At 70.8% G+C, this 17,043-nt stretch carries 11 protein-coding genes; 2 read left to right on the top strand and 9 right to left on the bottom strand.

Annotation, left to right across the window (positions count from 1 at the left end):
• Window positions 1-28 precede the first annotated feature (28 nt).
• Window positions 29-1,444, bottom strand: coding sequence for a proline--tRNA ligase (gene proS / locus ABZ823_RS15225; RefSeq protein WP_361659134.1), 1,416 nt, complete (start codon window positions 1,442-1,444; stop codon window positions 29-31).
• 223 nt (window positions 1,445-1,667) lie between these two features.
• Between proS and ABZ823_RS15220 the strand changes: the two genes are divergently transcribed.
• Window positions 1,668-2,528, top strand: a complete 861-nt coding sequence (locus ABZ823_RS15220; RefSeq protein WP_361659131.1) for an SAM-dependent methyltransferase — start codon at window positions 1,668-1,670, stop codon at window positions 2,526-2,528.
• 52 nt (window positions 2,529-2,580) lie between these two features.
• On the opposite strand, the gene ftsH is transcribed toward ABZ823_RS15220, so the two are convergent.
• From ftsH to ABZ823_RS15190, 6 genes are all read right to left on the bottom strand, one after another.
• A complete protein-coding gene (ftsH, locus tag ABZ823_RS15215; protein WP_361659129.1) occupies window positions 2,581-4,512 on the bottom strand; it encodes an ATP-dependent zinc metalloprotease FtsH in 1,932 nt (643 codons plus the stop codon).
• Between the two features lie 115 nt (window positions 4,513-4,627).
• Window positions 4,628-6,181, bottom strand: coding sequence for a signal recognition particle protein (gene ffh / locus ABZ823_RS15210; protein WP_361659126.1), 1,554 nt, complete (start codon window positions 6,179-6,181; stop codon window positions 4,628-4,630).
• A 136-nt stretch (window positions 6,182-6,317) separates the two neighbouring features.
• A complete protein-coding gene (locus tag ABZ823_RS15205) occupies window positions 6,318-8,765 on the bottom strand; it encodes a [protein-PII] uridylyltransferase (protein ID WP_361659123.1) in 2,448 nt (815 codons plus the stop codon).
• A 26-nt stretch (window positions 8,766-8,791) separates the two neighbouring features.
• Window positions 8,792-9,130, bottom strand: coding sequence for a P-II family nitrogen regulator (locus ABZ823_RS15200; protein ID WP_165263595.1), 339 nt, complete (start codon window positions 9,128-9,130; stop codon window positions 8,792-8,794).
• A complete protein-coding gene (locus ABZ823_RS15195; protein WP_361659118.1) occupies window positions 9,127-10,467 on the bottom strand; it encodes an ammonium transporter in 1,341 nt (446 codons plus the stop codon). Before ABZ823_RS15195 ends, ABZ823_RS15200 begins: the two co-directional genes overlap by 4 nt.
• A gap of 438 nt (window positions 10,468-10,905) precedes the next feature.
• Window positions 10,906-12,381 (bottom strand): hypothetical protein, encoded by a 1,476-nt coding sequence (locus tag ABZ823_RS15190; RefSeq protein ID WP_361659115.1) that lies wholly within the window; start codon window positions 12,379-12,381, stop codon window positions 10,906-10,908.
• 475 nt (window positions 12,382-12,856) lie between these two features.
• Between ABZ823_RS15190 and ABZ823_RS15185 the strand changes: the two genes are divergently transcribed.
• On the top strand, window positions 12,857-13,540 hold the full coding sequence (locus ABZ823_RS15185) for a bifunctional DNA primase/polymerase (RefSeq protein ID WP_361659112.1): 684 nt from the start codon (window positions 12,857-12,859) through the stop codon (window positions 13,538-13,540).
• A 204-nt stretch (window positions 13,541-13,744) separates the two neighbouring features.
• On the opposite strand, the gene ftsY is transcribed toward ABZ823_RS15185, so the two are convergent.
• The gene (gene ftsY / locus ABZ823_RS15180; RefSeq protein ID WP_361659110.1) at window positions 13,745-14,947 is read right to left on the bottom strand and encodes a signal recognition particle-docking protein FtsY; all 1,203 of its coding nucleotides are present in this window, start codon (window positions 14,945-14,947) and stop codon (window positions 13,745-13,747) included.
• 422 nt (window positions 14,948-15,369) lie between these two features.
• Window positions 15,370-16,788: a sugar porter family MFS transporter gene (locus ABZ823_RS15175; protein WP_361659107.1), complete on the bottom strand. Its 1,419-nt coding sequence runs from the start codon at window positions 16,786-16,788 to the stop codon at window positions 15,370-15,372.
• Between the last annotated feature and the right edge of the window lie 255 nt (window positions 16,789-17,043).

Genomic DNA, 17,043 nt, shown 5'->3' with positions numbered 1-17,043 from the left:
CGGTCGCTATCCCGGCCCATTTCGTACTTCAGTAAGCGCGTGCGACGACCGCGACGTTACCGGGTGCGTCGTCGGCGTCGGGCACCGACCCGTCCTCGGCCACCAGACACCGTACGGTCACCGCGTGCTCGGCGAGCTTGGCCTCGCCGTCCTCGCCGAGCACCGCCCAGGGAATGCGGGCCCAGCCTCCGGCGGCGGCCGCCTCGACCGCCTCGTCGATCGTCGACACCTCCGCCGTCCGGGACTCGCGGCGCTCACGGGACTGGGTGAGCAGCAGGGACTGGTCCTCCTCGAGGATCCCGGGCAGGAGGCTCACGAGCCGGTCGATCGCCACCGGCTCCTTGCCCCCGGGGATGCGGCGGGCCAGCATCGCCGTGCCGTTCTCCAGATCGCGGGGACCGATCTCGATGCGGACGGGCACACCCTTGAGTTCCCAGTCGACGGCACGGCGGCCGAAGGGGGTGTCGGTGCGGTCGTCCACCTGGACGCGCAGGCCGGCCGCCCTCAGCCGGCCGCCGACCTCGCGGACCTTGGCCAGAACCGTGTCGTCGCCCTTGATCGCGAGCACGACGACCTGGATATGAGCGAGGCGCGGCGGGACCCGGAGCCCGTCGTCGTCGCCGTGCGCCATCACCAGGGCGCCGACCATGCGGGTCGTCGAGCCCCAGGAGGTCTGCCAGACCAGCTCCTGCTTGCCCTCCTTCGACAGGTACCGCGTGTGGAAGGCCTTGGCGAAGTTCTGGCCCAGTTCGTGGCTGGTGGCCATCTGAAGGGCCTTGCCGTCGCCCATCATGCCTTCGAGGGTGAGGGTGTTGACGGCGCCCGCGAAGCGCTCCTTGACGGTCTTGCGGCCGGGGACGACGTCCATCGCGAGGACGCTGCGCATGAAGTCCTCGTAGACCTCGCGGTGGATGTGCGCGGCGAAGTCGCGCGCCTCCTCGTATGTCGCGTGCGCGGTGTGCCCCTCCTGCCACAGGAACTCGGAGGTGCGCAGGAACAGGCGCGGTCGCAGCTCCCAACGCACCACGTTGGCCCACTGGTTGATCAGCAGGGGCAGATCGCGGTAGCTCTGGATCCACTTGGAGAAGTAGTCGTTGACGATGGTCTCCGAGGTGGGGCGGACGACCGCGGGCTCCTCCAGTTCCTTGCCGCCGCCGTGCGTGACCACGGCGAGTTCGGGCGCGAAGCCCTCGACGTGGTCGGCCTCCCTGGTGAGGTACGACTGAGGGATCAGCAGCGGGAAGTACGCGTTCTGGGTGCCCGTCTCCTTGATGCGGGCGTCCATCTCGGTCTGCATCCGCTCCCACAGTCCGTACCCGTACGGCCGGATGACCATGGTGCCGCGCACCGGCCCGTTGTCGGCCAGTTCGGCCTTGCTGATCAGGTCCTGGTACCAGCGCGGAAAGTCGTCCGCCCGGGGGGTGAGAACGGGTGCGTGTGCCATGGCGCGATGGTACGGGGACACCTCCCCGCGGGTTGAATCATTTGTCGTCCGGGGTCGCCCGGGGGCGCACGGACGGCTCACAAGGAGTGCGCCACACCCCCTGGACGCCACGACGGGCGCGGAGTTACCTGGCATACGGGGGGCACGGGGAAAGTGCGAGCGCACGTCACGGGGGCCACGGAACCGAAGACAGCGACAACCGACGGCGATTGGGGCGCTTTCGATGACACCTACGCTCGCGGGGCAGCACCTCCCCCACGCGGGGGCGGCTCCCCGCGTGGAACGGCGTGCACGCGCGCGTGACTGGGCCGAGATACAGGAGCGCATGCTCGTCCCTCTCTACGAGGCCGTCTACGACCGGCTCGACGTGGGCTCCGGCACACGGCTGCTCGCACTCGGGTGCGGTACGGGCCTCGCCCTGCTGCTGGCGGCCTCCCGGGGTGCCGCGGTCACCGGTGTCGACACCGGCGCGGACGAACGGCTGGCGATCGCACGCGAGCGGCTGCGGCCCGCGACCCCGCGGCCACGCGCGCGTGCGGACGCACGGATCGTCGACGGCTCCCCACCGGACGCGGCACCCGCGCCCGGAGAGCGGGCGTACACCCTGCTGACCGCCTTCGGGCCGGCCGGATACGCGGCCGACGACGGGGAGATTCTCGCCGGACAGCTCGCGGCGGCGGTCCCGCTCGCCCGGCGCGGGGCTCCCGTGGTGCTCGCCGGATGGGGTCCGCCGGAACGGTGCAGCACCGTGTCCGTGCTCCGTGTCGCGACCAAGCTGGCCGACCCCGGAGGCGATGCGGGCCGCCCGCGCCCTGCCGGGCGCGACGACCTGGAGGACACGGCTCGGCGCTCGGGGCTGCGCCCGGACGGATCGGGGCGGGTCGCCTGCCCCTTCGGGTACGCCGACCTGGACAGCGCGGTGCGGGGGATGCTGTCGACGGGGCTCTTCGACGCGGCGATCGACGCGACGGACCTGGAGCAGGTCGGCAAGGAGCTGGCGGAGGCCCTGCACCCGCACCGGCGGGCGGACGGGACGGTGTGGATGCCAAACGTGTTCCGCTATCTGATCGCGCGCGTGCCCTAGGGGTTGCCTTCGGTCAGCCCGCGTCCGCCAGGTCCCGGCCGCCCGGGACCGCTCAGTCGTCCTTCCTCACCCGCAGCACCCCGGCGATCCGGTACGCCTCCGCCTCGTCCAGCGTCTCGTTGACCAGCAGCGCCTCGGCCAGCGCGTCCAACTGGCTCCTGTGGTCCCGGAGTTTGCGGCACGCCTCCGCGTAGCACTCGTCCACGATGCGCCGCATCTCCATCTCGATCACATCCAGCGTCTGCGGGGCCGCCGAGAGGCCGTACGTCTGCTGGGCGTCGCTCGGCAAGGCCGACAGACGGCCCACCCGCTCGCTCATGCCCCAGCGGGCGACCATGCCGCGGGCGATGTTGGTGACCTGTTCCAGGTCGCTCTCGGAGCCCGTGGTGATGACCTCGTAGACCACCTGCTCCGCCGCCATGCCGCCGAGCGCTCCGATGATACGGCCGCGCAGATACTCCTCCGTGTACGCGTACCTGTCCGACTCGGGGGTCGACAGGGTCACCCCGAGGGCCCGGCCGCGCGGCACGATCGTGACCTTGCGCACCGGGTCGGCGCCCGGCTGGAGCATGCCCAGCAGGGCGTGCCCGCTCTCGTGGTACGCGGTCCTGCGGCGCTCCTCCTCCGGCATCACAAGTGCGCGCGCGGCGCCCAGCTGCACCTTCTCCAGCGCCTCCGAGAAGTCCGCCTGCGTCACCCGGTCCTGCTTCCGCTTGACCGCGAGCAGGGCCGCCTCGTTGGCGAGGTTGGCCAGGTCGGCACCGGTCATGCCGGGGGTGGTGCGGGCCACCTGAGCCAGGTCCACATCCGGGGCGAGGGGTATGTCGCGGGTGTGGATCGCGAGGATCGCCTCGCGTCCCGCGCGGTCCGGCGGGGAGACCTGGACCACGCGGTCGAAGCGGCCGGGCCGGGTCAGCGCCGGGTCCAGGATGTCGGCGCGGTTGGTCGCCGCGATGACGATGACGCCCTCGGAGCCGGTGAAGCCGTCCATCTCGGTGAGGATCTGGTTCAGGGTCTGCTCACGCTCGTCGTGGCCGCTCACCGAGGCGCCCGCGCCGCGTGCCCGTCCGATCGTGTCGATCTCGTCGATGAAGATGATCGACGGGGCCACCTTGCGGGCCTCGGCGAACAGCTCGCGTACGCGGGAGGCGCCGACACCCACGATCATCTCGATGAACTCGGAGGCGGAGGCGGAGAAGAACGGCACGTCGGCCTCGCCCGCCACCGCCCGCGCCAGCAGCGTCTTGCCGGTGCCGGGCGGGCCGGTGAGCAGCACGCCGCGCGGCGCTTTCGCGCCCATTCTGCGGTAGGCGTCGGGGTGCTCGAGGAAGTCGACGATGTCGTCCAGCTCGGCCTTGACCTCGTCGATTCCGGCGACATCGGCGAACGTGGTGCGCTGGATGCCCGGCCGCAGCTCCACAGGTCTGGGCGGCGCCTTGCGGCCGAGCATGCCGCCCGGGCCGGTCAGGCCCGCCCCGATCCGCCGCGCGAAGAAGACCCACAGAGCCACGAGGATCACCAGCGGCGCGAGCGAGAGCAGCAGGTTGGACAGGAGGCCGCGCTGCTGCACCACCGGCTGGGCGGTCACCGTCACACGGTGCTTGGTGAGGTTCTGCCAGAGCTTGTCGTCCGCGAAGGCGGGCCGCTGGGTCTTGAACTTGGTGTACTTGCCTCCGCCCTCGGGGTTGGATTGGGCGTGCTTGAGCTGCCCCTGGATGGCGTCGCCCTTGGAGTAGATCGTCTTGACGTTGCCGTCATCGACCTGCCTGCTGAACTCCGTGTACGAGATCGTCGGCTCGTTGCCGCGGTTGTAGTAGGACACCACGGCATAGGCGACGAAGAAGACGATCACCGCGGCGACGACCAGGCCCCACCAGCCGCCGCGCATCCTCCTGCCGCCCGGCCACCTGGGCGTCTCCTCCGGGGTTCCTTCGGTGCGCCACGGCTTCTCCGGGGTCTTGCGTGGTGGCGCGGCGTCGCTCATACATCGGACGGTACGGCACCCGGCAGGCCCCGGCACGCGCTGAGGGCGCCCCCGAAGAAGGGGCGCCCTCGGCGCCGTATGGCGGCACTCTGGTGGGGCCGGCCGGTGAAGCCGGTCAGCCCATGAACTTCTTGAACTCGTCCGGCAGCTCGAAGTCCTGACCGGCCTGCTGCGGCAGGCCGAAGGCGCCGCCCTGGCCCTCGGCCGCGGCGGCGCGGCGCGCGGCCTCCTCCTGCTCCTGCTGCTTGCGCTTCATCGGGTTGCCCGAGCGCTGCTTGCCCTTGGCCTTCTTCGGCTGCTTCTTGGACCGGCCGGGACCGCCACCCATCCCGGGGATGCCGGGCATACCGGGCATGCCGCCGCCCTGGGCCATGCGGGACATCATCTTGCGGGCCTCGAAGAACCGCTCGACCAGGTTCTTGACCGCGCTGACCTCGACACCGGAACCCTTGGCGATACGGGCTCGGCGCGAGCCGTTGATGATCGTCGGGTCCTGGCGCTCGCCCGGGGTCATCGACTTGATGATCGCGGCCGTGCGGTCCACGTCCCGCTCGTCGAGGTTGTTGATCTGGTCCTTGATCTGGCCCATGCCCGGCAGCATGCCGAGGAGCTTGGAGATCGACCCCATCTTCCTGACCTGTTCCATCTGGGACAGGAAGTCGTCGAGGGTGAAGTCCTGGCCCTTCTTGGAGGCCAGCTTGGAGGCCATCTTCTCGGCCTCGGCCTGGCTGAAGGTCTTCTCCGCCTGCTCGATCAGGGTGAGCAGGTCACCCATGTCGAGGATGCGGGAGGCCATCCGGTCCGGGTGGAAGGCGTCGAAGTCGTCGAGCTTCTCGCCGTTCGACGCGAACATGATCGGCTTGCCGGTGACCGAGGCGATCGACAGGGCCGCACCACCACGGGCGTCGCCGTCGAGCTTGGAGAGGACCACGCCGTCGAAGCCGACACCGTCGCGGAACGCCTCCGCGGTGTTGACGGCGTCCTGACCGATCATCGCGTCGACGACGAACAGGATCTCGTCGGGCCGCACGGCGTCGCGGATGTCCGCGGCCTGCTGCATCATCTCCTGGTCGATGCCGAGGCGGCCGGCGGTGTCCACGATCACGATGTCGTGGACCTTGGTCTTCGCGAAGTCGATGGAGTCCCGGGCGACCTTGACCGGGTCCCCGACGCCGTTGCCCGGCTCTGGCGCGTAGACGGCCACGCCCGCGCGCTCGGCGACGACGCTCAGCTGGTTCACCGCGTTGGGGCGCTGGAGGTCGGCGGCGACCAGGAGCGGGGAGTGGCCCTGCTCCTTGAGCCACTTGGCGAGCTTGCCCGCGAGGGTGGTCTTACCGGCACCCTGCAGACCCGCGAGCATGATCACGGTCGGCGGCTGCTTGGCGAAACGGAGGCGGCGGGTCTCGCCACCGAGGATCGTGATCAGTTCCTCGTTGACGATCTTGAGGACCTGCTGGGCGGGGTTCAGCGCCCGGGAGACCTCGCTCCCGAGGGCCCTTTCCTTCACGTTCTTGATGAAGGAGCGGACCACAGGCAGGGCTACGTCGGCTTCGAGGAGCGCGATGCGAATCTCACGGGCCGTGGCGTCGATGTCCGCCTCGGAGAGCCTGCCTTTCCCGCGGAGGCTTTTGAAAGTCGCGCTGAGGCGGTCGGAGAGGGTGTCGAACACGGCGGCGTCGGTCCTCGGAGTCGGGGGCGTTTCGGGCTGCCCTCCAGGGTATCCGGCCCGGCAGGCAAATCGTCCCCGCCCGCCGCACCCGGCCGGCGGGGACCCTCTCGGGAAGGCTCGGGACATGACCACACGGTCACCCCCGAAGCGTCTCCTCCAGCGTCCGTGCCACCTGGGCCGCCTCCTCCCCCGGCAGCGGATCGCCCGCCCCGGTGGTGACGTAGAAGGCGTCCACGGCGTTGGCACCCAGCGTCGACACATGCGCGCTGCGCATCCGTACGCCCGACTTCTCCAGCGCCTGCCCGATCCGGAACAGCAGCCCCGGCACGTCCTGGGCCCGCACCTCGATCACCGTGGCGTGCCGGGAGGCCGCCGGGGCGACGGTCACGCGCGGTGGGGGCGCCACCACGCCCCGGCGGCGCGGGTAGGCGGCGTCCCGCTCGGCGAGGCGCCCCGCGACGTCCAGGGAGCCGTCCAGGGCCCGTACGAGGTCGGCGCGCAGCCGTGCGGCCTGCGGCAGCGAGCCGTACTGCGCTGCGACCCGCCAGTCGAGCAGCAGCACCGAGCCGTCGTGGACGCCGTTGGGCAGCTCCAGGGCCCGCAGCTCGGCCGTGCGGACGGTGAGGCGGTGCATGGCCAGGACGCCCGCCACCGCGGGCAGCACGCCGGGCTGGTCGGGCACGGCGACGAGCAGTTCCACGCCGAGGGGTTCCGGCTCGTCGGCCGGAGTCTCGGTGGGCGGCTCGGTCTGCGCGCGCAGCGCGAGCACGGGGCCGCCCGTGCGGAACGCCTCGACGGCGAGCCGTTCCTGCTCGGCCGTGGGCGCGGCGTCCTGCGGGCCGTCGGGCTCGTCGCCGGCCAGCAGCGCGGAGACCCGTTTGACCAGGTCGGTCACCAGCGCGCCCCGCCAGGACGACCAGGCGGCGGGCCCGGTGGCCAGCGCGTCCGCCTCGGTCAGCGCGTGCAGCAGTTCGAGGGTGCTCTGTGCGCCGACGGCCTCGGCGACCGAGCGCACGGTGGCCGGGTCGTCCAGGTCGCGCCGGGTCGCCGTCTCCACGAGCAGCAGGTGGTGGCGTACCAGGGTGGCGAGGACGGCCACGTCGTCGCGGTCGAAACCGATGCGGCCCGCCACGTCCCGGGCGATGATCTCGCCCGCCACGGAGTGGTCTCCGGGCCAGCCCTTGCCGATGTCGTGCAGAAGCGCGGCGACCAGCAGGAGGTCGGGCCGTCCGACGCGGCGGGTCAGTTCGGAGGCGCGTACGGCCGTCTCGATCAGGTGCCGGTCGACGGTCCACAGGTGCACGGCGTTGCGCTGCGGGCGGCAGCGCACCCGCTCCCAGTCGGGCAGCAGACGGGTGATCAGGCCCTCGGCCTCCAGGGCCTCCCAGACCTCGATGGTCGGGCGGCCGGAGCCCAGCAGGGTCACGAGCTGTTCGCGGGCCTCGGCGGGCCAGGGCGTGGGCAGGGGGCGCACGGTGGTGGCCATGCGCCGTACGGCGTGCAGGGAGAGCGGGAGGCCGGCCTGGGCGGCTGCCGCGGCGGCACGCAGGGGCAGCACGGGGTCTCGCTCCGGGCGCGCGACGCGGGCCAGCACCACTTCGCCGTCCTGCTCCACCACGCCCTCTGCCAGCGGGGACCGCTCGGCGACCGGCTTGTTTCCGCCCAGCATGGCCCGCAGCCGGGGACGGGCGCTGCGTGACCGCAGGACACGCGCCACTTCGCGCCAGGTCACATCGCCGGCGTACGAGATGACGCGCGCCGCCTCGTAGACCTGGCGCAGCAGCGTGTCGGCGTCCAGCAGGCCGAGCTCGGCGGCGACCTGGTCCTGTTCCTGGAGGGCGAGCCGGTCGGTGGCGCGCCCGGTGGTCAGGTGCAGGGCGTCCCGTACGTCCAGGAGTCCGAGCCGGGCGTCGGCGAGCCCCTCGCGCGGGGCGTCGGCGAGCCAGGAGGCGGCCACCGCGCGCAGGGCCGTGGCGTCACGCAGCCCGCCCCGGGCCTCCTTGAGGTCGGGTTCCAGGAGGTACTGGAGTTCGCCGTGGCGTTCGGCCCGCTCGGCGCACAGTTCCCGGAGCTCGGGCAGCCGCTTGGGCGCCTGGTTGCGCCAGTCGGCGAGAACGGCCGTCCTCAGGCCCGCGGTCAGCCCCGGGTCGCCCGCGAGATGGCGGGCGTCCAGCAGGCCGAGTTGCACCTTGAGGTCCTCTCCCGCGGCCCTGCGGGCCTCCGCCGGGGTGCGGACGGAGTGGTCGAGGGCGAGGCCGAGGTCCCAGACGGGGTACCAGATGCGGTCGGCCAGTGCGGCGATCGCCTTGCCGTCGCCGCCGTCGTGCAGCAGGAGCAGATCGAGGTCGCTGCGCGGGGACAGCTCGCCGCGGCCGTAGCCGCCGACGGCGACCAGGGACACGCCGCGCAGGCCCTCGGCTCCCGCGGCGAACAGCTGAGCGAGCCAGTCGTCCGTCAGCTCGGCCAGGGCCGCACGGCGCGGCGGCCCGGACCGCGCCCCCTCGGTGAGGAGGCGCAGCCGGGCCGCCGCGTAGCCGCTGGGTCCCGAGCCCTCTGCTTCCGTACGTACGTCCGTACTCGTCACCCGGCGACTCCTGTTCCGTTGGTGCCTTACAGCGCGTCGGGGCCGCGCTCGCCGGTCCGGACCCGGACGGCCGTCTCGACCGGGATGGACCAGACCTTGCCGTCTCCGATCTTGCCGGTACGGGCCGCCTTGACGATGACGTCGACCAGCTGCTCGGCGTCGTCGTCCTCGGCCAGCACCTCGATACGGATCTTGGGGACGAGGTCGACGGTGTACTCGGCGCCCCGGTAGACCTCGGTGTGTCCCCTCTGCCGACCGTAGCCGCTCGCCTCGGTGACCGTCAGACCATGCACGCCGAAGGCCTGGAGGGCCTCCTTGATCTCGTCCAGCCGGTGGGGCTTCACGACGGCGGTGATGAGCTTCATGCGTCCACCTTCTTGCTCTGCGGGGCTGCCAGGGCCGGACCGGCGGAGGTGCCGATGACGCCGCCGCCCGCGCCGCTGAAGTCGTATGCGGTCTCGGCGTGCTCCGCCTGGTCGATGCCGGAGATCTCCTCGTCCTGGGGGACCCGCATGCCGATGGTCTTGTCGAGGAGGAAGGCGAGGATCGCGGAGGCGATCAGGGAGTAGGCGAGGACAGCGAAGACACCGGCGCACTGCTTCCAGAACTGGTCGAGGCCGCCGCCGTAGAAGAGGCCCTTGACGTCCGACTGGCCCTTGCCGCTGGCGAAGAAGCCGATGAGCAGGGAGCCGGCGATACCGCCGACCATGTGGACGCCGACGACGTCGAGGGAGTCGTCGTAGCCGAACCTGTACTTCAGGCCGACGGCCATGGCGCACAGGACACCGGCGATGGCGCCGACGGCGATCGCGCCGAGCGGGGAGACCGCGCCACCGGACGGGGTGATCGCGACCAGACCGGCCACCGCGCCGGAGGCGGCGCCCAGAGTGGTGAACGCGCCGTGACGGATCTTCTCGTAGGCGAGCCAGGCGAGCATGGCCGCGGCGGTGGCGACCTGTGTGTTGACGAACATCAGCGGGCCGACGCCGTCGTCGTTGCCGAGCCAGGAGCCGGCGTTGAAACCGAACCAGCCGAACCACAGCAGCCCGGCGCCGAGCATGACCAGCGGGAGGCTGTGAGGGCGCATCGGGTCCTTCTTGAAGCCGACGCGCTTGCCGATGACGAGGATCACGCCGAGTGCCGCCGCACCGGCGTTGATGTGGACCGCCGTACCGCCTGCGAAGTCGATGACGCCCAGTTCGAAGGCCCAGCCGCCGGTGCCCCAGACCCAGTGGGCTACCGGGAAGTACACGATCGTGACCCACAGCACGAGGAACAGGGACCAGGCGGTGAACTTCACCCGGTCCGCGAGCGCCCCGCTGATCAGGGCGGGCGTGATGATCGCGAACATCAGCTGGAAGACGGCGAAGACGAAGACCGGGATCGTGTAATTCGGCCAGAGGTCCGTCTTGCCTATGCCGCCGAAGCCGACGAAGTCGGAGGTCCAGCCGATGATGGAGCCCTTGTCGTCGCCGAAGGCCAGGGAGAAGCCGTACAGCACCCACAGGATGGTGACGATGCCCAGGCTGATGAAGCTCATCATCAGCATGTTGAGCGTGCTCTTGACGCGGACCATGCCTCCGTAGAAGAAGGCCAGGCCCGGGGTCATGAGCATCACCAGGGCGGAACAGATCAACATGAAGCCGGTATTGGCGGACGACAGCTTGGGTGCGTCCGCCGCAAGCATGATGGCTGGTGCCATCGGCGTCTCCTCGTCGGTTGGTACGGCCCCGTGCGGGCGAAGCCTTGAGAGCGGTCCGGTCATGAGGGATGGGCCGGTTATGCGCCATGAGATTGGCGCAGCGCCGTTTCGGTCGGCGCCCCTCGATGTTTCGCCGCAGTGACGAAGGTGCCGGGCGTGTTACGCGTTGATGAACTACCGGATGTCGGCCCGTTCGATCGTTATCGTGACGCAACCTGTGAGGAATGGCATGGCGGCCGTGTCACCGCGGCCATCCGGTGCGCAAGCTCCGTGACGGTCGACCGGGCCCGCGGGAGCCGCGCCCTTCCGGGCGGAAAGACCATGCGTCCGGCCGCGACAGCCATCCGATGACCTGGCATGGGGGAGCCGAGTCGGGCAGTTCGGGATGGCGGCCGCGGCCGGGGTCCTGGGGGCCCTTGTGGTCCGGCGGGCCCGCGCTCAGACCGCCTCCGCGGTCTCGGGCAGATGGGTGGCGAGGTGATCGGTCAATTCGACGATCTCGGTGAGATCGCCGAAATCACGTACTGCTGTGTCGACGGTCTTTCGGATACGAGTGTTGACCCGTTCGGACCGCACTTTTCGGGCGATTTCCATGGCTCGCCTGGCGAGCACCGCACTCTGCTCCGGCTCCCGCTGGAGAAGGTGCACGGTGGCCATGCCGATCAGGTTGAGTGCGTACGACCGCTGGTGCTCGGGGTCCTCGGCGAAACCGTCGACGGCCTTGCGCATCAGCGGCTCGGCGAGGGAGGCGTAGCTGGGGCTGCGGCCCGCGACATACGCGAGGTCGCGGTATGAGTGGGAGTTCTCGGCGTGCAGCTCGGCCGCGGAGAAGAAGCGGATCCAGTCCGGCTCGGGCTCGTCGAACTCGAGTGCGTCGGCGAAGGTGTCCTCGGCCATCCGGACGGCGCGCTTGCACTTGCCCGGCTGGCCCATGTTCGCGTAGGCCCGAGCCTCCATCGCATACAGCATCGCCTGGGTGCGCGGGCTTGCGCAGTCCCGGCTGCCGTACTGGGCGAGGTGGATGAGTTCCAGGGCGTCGTCGGGCCGACCCAGGTGGATCATCTGGCGGCTCATGCTGGAGAGGATGTAGGAGCCGAGCGGCTTGTCGCCGGCCTCCTTGGCGGCGTGCAGCGCGAGGACGAAGTACTTCTGCGCGGTGGGCTGGAGTCCCACGTCGTAGCTCATCCAGCCCGCCAGCTCGGCCAGCTCGGCGGCGACCTTGAAGAGGCACCTGGTGGCCGGCTCGGACTGCGGCTCCTGGAGGAGGTCGGTCACCTCGTGCAGCTGGCCGACGACGGCCTTGCGTCGCAGGCCGCCCCCGCACTGGGCGTCCCATCGCCGGAACATCACGGTGGTGGTTTCGAGGAGGTCGAGCTCGGGCCTGGACAGACGGCCGCGAGCCCGCCCGGACGACGTGGGCTCGGGCTGCTCGCGCGGGGCGCCGGGGCTCGGCACGAGCCAGCGCTGCATGGGTTCGATGAGGGACGGGCCCGCGGACAGGGCCAGCGAGGTCCCGAGGAAGCCGCGCCGCGCCAGCATCAGGTCGCTGCGCGAGAACTCGCTGATCAGCGCCACCGTCTGCGGGCCCGTCCAGGGCAGGTCGATTCCGGACACGGAGGGTGACTGGTGGGCGGTGCGCAGTCCCAGGTCCTCGACGGAGACCACACAGCCGAAGCGTTCGGAGAACAGCTCCGAGAGGATGCGCGGGATGGGCTCGCGCGGATTCTCCCCGTCCAGCCAGCGGCGCACCCGCGAGGTGTCCGTGGAGATGTGGTTGGCCCCCAACTGGCGGGCTCTGCGGTTGACTTGGCGCGCCAGCTCGCCCTTCGACCAGCCGCTGCGCACGAACCATGAGCCGAGCAGCTCATTGGGGCGCTTGTCAGCGTTCGTACCGCTTTCGCCGTTGCCGCCCACCGGAACGCCCCCATCCCTGAAATCACCTGTGCGCTGTGTGCGCCAAGCCTTACCAGAATGCCGGTGGACACAGCCCCGCGTCCGTCGGTTCTCAGCCTCCGGACGGGAACCCGGCTTGCCTCCGGCATACCCACGAGTGCATGCGTCCCCAGGAACCGGACACTCACAGTAGTCCTACGATCACCCGCCCAGCCATGGCGAATCCATAAGCGCCACCATTCGCCACCCCTTCGAATGAACTCACCGTCGCCCCGGCGCGATTCACTTGACACATGACAGCCGGAAATGGATGGAGCGAGGTATTCACCGGCGCGAGCCGTCGGCCTCACCACCCTGCGTACGACTGGTCGCGCCCCGGACTCCGTGACGGGCGCAGGCCGAGGATGAACGCGGAAGGCTCACGACAGGCGGGACGCAGAGTCACGCTCTGATTCCATCGCGTAACCATCGGCACGCTGAGACCGTTGGAGGGGGCATGGGCTTCACGATCGGCGGTACGCGGAGCATCCGCGAGATCCGCCCCGGTGCCCGACGCCGGGGCCGTTCGTCGGAGTGGATCGCCGTCGCCGAGTACACGGGCCTGTGGGGCTGGGACGTGGTGCCCGGCGCACGGGCGGCCGCGGGGGCGTGCTCGTGCGGCGACACGGGCTGCACCGCGCCCGGCGGGCATCCCCTGTCCTTCGCCCCCGTGGTGCGTGCCGGTGCGACGCTCGACGAGGCGACCGAGGCCTGGGCCGAGGTGCCCGGCGCGGCGGTGATGCTGCCGGTGGGCCGCGCGTTCGACGTGGTCGAGGTCGCCGAGGCGGCGGGGCGCCACGCCCTGGTCCGGCTGGAACGGCTGGGCGTCCCGGTCGGCCCGGTCACCGCGACCCCGGACGGCCGCGCCCAGTTCTTCGTCGCTCCTGGTTCCGCGGCCGAGCTTCCCGCCCTGCTCTACCGGATGGCGTGGGACGACGCGGACCTCGACCTGCACGCCCTCGGCCCGGGGACGTACGTCACGGCCCCGCCCTCGGACCGCGGCGGTCTCGGCCCGGTCCGCTGGCTGCGCGCCCCCGCCCTCGACTCGGCGACGACACCGCCGGCAGCACGTCTGCTGATCGGCACACTGGCCTACGTGGCGCACCGCTCCCGCGCCCAGGGGGCGTCCGGCACCCCCTAGGGGCACACACACCCTACGAGACATCGCCCGGCCGGGCGGCGACAGCGAAGGGTCCCTGCCGCACCGTGCGGATGCGGCAGGGACCCTTCTCGCCCCCGCGCGCGTGCGCGCGGAAGAGGAAGAAGCGGAAAAAGCAGCGCCCGTCCCCACTGCACGTTGGGGGCGGGCGCTTCTCGGCGTGTACCGAGACCGGTCAGGTGGTGGTCACTCTCCGATAAGGGCGTCAACGAACGCCTCCGGGTCGAACGGCGCCAGGTCGTCGGAGCCCTCGCCGAGACCGATCAGCTTCACCGGCACGCCCAGCTCGCGCTGGACCGCGACCACGATGCCGCCCTTGGCCGTGCCGTCCAGCTTGGTCAGCACGATGCCGGTGATGTCCACGACCTCGGCGAAGACGCGAGCCTGGACGAGGCCGTTCTGCCCGGTGGTCGCGTCGAGCACCAGCAGGATCTCGTCCAGCGGGGCGTGCTTCTCCACGACGCGCTTGACCTTGCCCAGCTCGTCCATGAGACCGGTCTTGGTGTGCAGGCGCCCCGCGGTGTCGACGAGCACGACGTCGTAGCCCATCTCCTTGGCTTCCTTGACCGCGTCGAAGGCCACGGAGGCGGGGTCGCCGCCCTCCGGCCCGCGCACCGTGTAGGCGCCGACCCGCTCGCCCCAGGTCTGCAACTGATCGGCGGCGGCGGCGCGGAAGGTGTCGGCGGCACCCAGGACGACCGTGCGGCCGTCGGCCACGAGGACCCGGGCGAGCTTGCCGGTGGTGGTGGTCTTGCCGGTGCCGTTGACGCCGACGACCATCACGATGCCCGGCTTGCTGCTCTCCGGCTCGGTCCGCACGGTGCGGTCCATGTCGGTGCCGACCAGCGTGAGCAGCTCCTCCCGCAGCAGTCCCCGCAGGTCCTGGGGGGTGCGGGTGCCGAGCACCTTCACCCGCTCGCGCAGCCGCTCGACCAGCTCCTGGGTGGGCTGCACACCGACGTCGGCGGTGAGCAGCGTGTCCTCGATCTCCTCCCAGGTCTCCTCGTCGAGGTGCTCGCGGGACAGGAGCGTGAGCAGCCCCTTGCCGAGTGCGTTCTGCGAGCGGGACAGGCGGGCGCGCAGACGGATGAGACGGCCGGCGGTGGGCTCGGGGATCTCGATCGGGGGCGCTTCGACGGTCGGCGGCTCCTCCACGGCGACGGGAGCGGAGGCCGCCGGAAGGTCCACCTCCTCGATCGTCCGGCGCTCCTCGTCGCGCGGGGTCTCGGCCTCGTCGCCGACGTGCGGCTCGGCCGGAGGGGCGGTGATGTCGGGGGTCGAGGGGGGCGCCGGGGGCAGCGGCTTCTTTCTGCGACTGCCGACGAGGAGCCCGCCGAGCGCACCGAGCACGACCACGGCGATGACTACAGCAAGGATGACGATTTCCATAACGGGTCCAGTATGCGCGACCGGCCTCCGGGCCGTTCGGCGGCGGCTCCGGGGGCGGATGCCCGGTTGTCTGGCGGATCGTCAGCCACGGCCCTCGTGCGGACCGGCCCGGCGAAGGCGAAGGGGGCTTTGCCCATGCCCGTCACGGTCGTACGTTTCATCCTCGTCGAGCCCGGCGCGACCCTCGCCTCGCTGGGGCCTGCTGCCGGGCGGCCCTGGAGATGGCGGCGTACGCCGACGACCGAGGGGTCACCATCGGGTACGCCCGCACGCCCGCGGCGCGAGTGAGGCGCCCCGTAGGCGAACGGGCGGCAACGCCGCGCCGCCCGGCTCGGGCAGTGACCGGGCCGGACGGCGGACGGGTGTCGAGGAGAGAGGCAGCGGGGACTTGGCCCTTCTCCTCGAGTTCGGGGGTGGGCGGGTCAGCCCATTTCCTCCAGGGACTTGCCCTTCGTCTCCTTCACGAACTTCAGGACGAACGGGATGGAGAGCGCGGCGAAGACCGTGTAGATCACGTAGGTACCGGAGAGATTCCAGTCGGCCAGCGACGGGAAGCTCGCGGTGATGGCCCAGTTGGCGATCCACTGCGCGGCGGCGGCCACACCCAGGGCGGCGGCACGGATCTTGTTCGGGAACATCTCACCGAGCATGACCCAGACGACCACACCCCAGGACAGGGCGAAGAAGAGGACGAACACGTGGGCGGCGATCAGGGCGACCCAGCCCTGGGTGCCCGGCAGCTTGCCGTCGACCAGGTGGTACGAGAACGCCCAGGCCTCCAGCGCGAGACCGACGACCATACCGACCGAACCGACGAGCGCGAGCGGCTTGCGGCCGATGCGGTCCACGAAGATCATCGCGATCACGGTGCCGACGATGTTGATGATCGACGTCGTGAACGAGTAGAAGAACGAGTCCGTCGGGTCGACGCCGACCGACTGCCACAGCGTCGAGGAGTAGTAGAACGCGACGTTGATGCCGACGAACTGCTGGAAGACCGACAGGCCGATGCCGATCCAGACGATCGGCTTGAAGAAGAAGCCGCCGCCGAGCAGGTCCTTGAAGCTGGACTTGTGCTCGCTCTTCATGGCGTGCTCGATCTGGGCGACGCGGGCGTCCAGGTCGGCGCCCTTGCCCTCGACCTCGGCGAGGATCTCACGGGCGCGCTCGTGCTTGCCGACGGAGATCAGGAAGCGCGGGGACTCGGGGATGGCCAAGGAGAGCAGGCCGTACAGGACGGCCGGGACGACCATGACGCCGAGCATGACCTGCCAGGCCTCGAGGCCCATCAGCTTGCCGCGCTGGTCGCCGCCGGCGGCGTTCAGCAGGCCCCAGTTGACCAGCTGCGAGATGGCGATGCCGACGACGATCGCCGCCTGCTGGAAGGAACCGAGCCGGCCGCGGTAGGCGGGCGGGGCGACCTCGGCGATGTAGGCGGGGCCGATCACGGAGGCCATGCCGATGGCGAAGCCGCCGATGATGCGCCACAGGGCGAGGTCCCACAGCGCGAAGGGCAGCGCGGAACCGATGGCGCTGACGGTGAAGAGGACGGCGGCGATCTGCATGCACCGGATGCGGCCGATGCGGTCCGCTATTCGGCCGGCGGTGGCGGCGCCGACGGCACAGCCGATCAGGGCGATGGCGATGACCTGGGCCAGCGCTGCGGAGCCGATGTCGTAACGGCCCCGGATGGCCTCGACGGCGCCGTTGATGACGGAGCTGTCGTAGCCGAACAGGAAGCCGCCCATAGCGGCCGCCGCCGCGATGAAGATGACATGCCCGAGATGCTCGGGGTGAGCCGTCCCGGCTCCTGACTGAGGTGCCTGCGCTGTGCTGGTCACGAATAACTCCTCGGGCCACCGGCAACGCTGCCGGGGGTGGGGGTGAGCCCTCTGAGGTATGGGGTCGGCTTCCAAGTACCCGTGGAGCACTGGTTCACGCCGTTCACACCTGAAGGTAAAAGCAACGTTGCAGAGACTATGCCTTCAAGTTCCGAAGTCAATAGGCCCCAACGTCAGGAGGCGCCCGCCCTAGACCCAGGCACTGTGTTCAGAAGTTGAATTTTTGCGGAGATGCAGGTCAGGGCGGGTGTAGGC

Source organism: Streptomyces sp. NPDC047079 (assembly GCF_040643755.1).
GTDB lineage: Bacteria > Actinomycetota > Actinomycetes > Streptomycetales > Streptomycetaceae > Streptomyces.
Note: the sequence above shows the minus strand (reverse complement) of the source record. Positions and strands in the feature narration are given on the sequence as shown.